Genomic DNA, 428 nt, shown 5'->3' on the forward strand with positions numbered 1-428 from the left:
TACCTCGGCGTCGAGTCGGCCGCCGTCAGCGCGGGCGAGGTCCGCGACCCGGCCCGCAACGTCGGCCGGGCCACCATCCTCGGCACCGCCGGCGCGGCCGCCGTCTACCTGCTGGGCACCCTCTCCGTCTTCGGCCTGGTCCCCCACGACGAGCTGGCCGCCTCCGAGGCCCCCTTCACCGACGCCGTCAACGCGATGTTCGGCGGCACCTGGGGCGGAACGCTCGTCGCCTGCGCAGCCGTGATCTCGATGCTCGGCGCCCTCAACGGCTGGACCCTGCTCAGCGCGCAGACCCCGTACGCCGCCGCCCGCGACGGGCTCTTCCCGAAGGTCTTCGAGACGAAGAAGCGGGGCGTCCCGGTGGTCGGAGTGGTCGTCACCGTCGCCTTGGCCTCCGGCCTGACGGTCTACAACTACACGGCCGGCTC

The 428-nt window shown here is 73.4% G+C and carries 1 protein-coding gene; it reads left to right on the top strand.

Annotation, left to right across the window (positions count from 1 at the left end; translation table 11 throughout):
* Nucleotides 1–428, top strand: a 428-nt coding sequence (locus G3I78_RS48830; RefSeq protein WP_164437098.1) for an amino acid permease, incomplete at both ends; no start/stop codon positions are given.

It is taken from the genome of Streptomyces sp. SID13726, from assembly GCF_010548375.1.
Classification (GTDB): domain Bacteria; phylum Actinomycetota; class Actinomycetes; order Streptomycetales; family Streptomycetaceae; genus Streptomyces.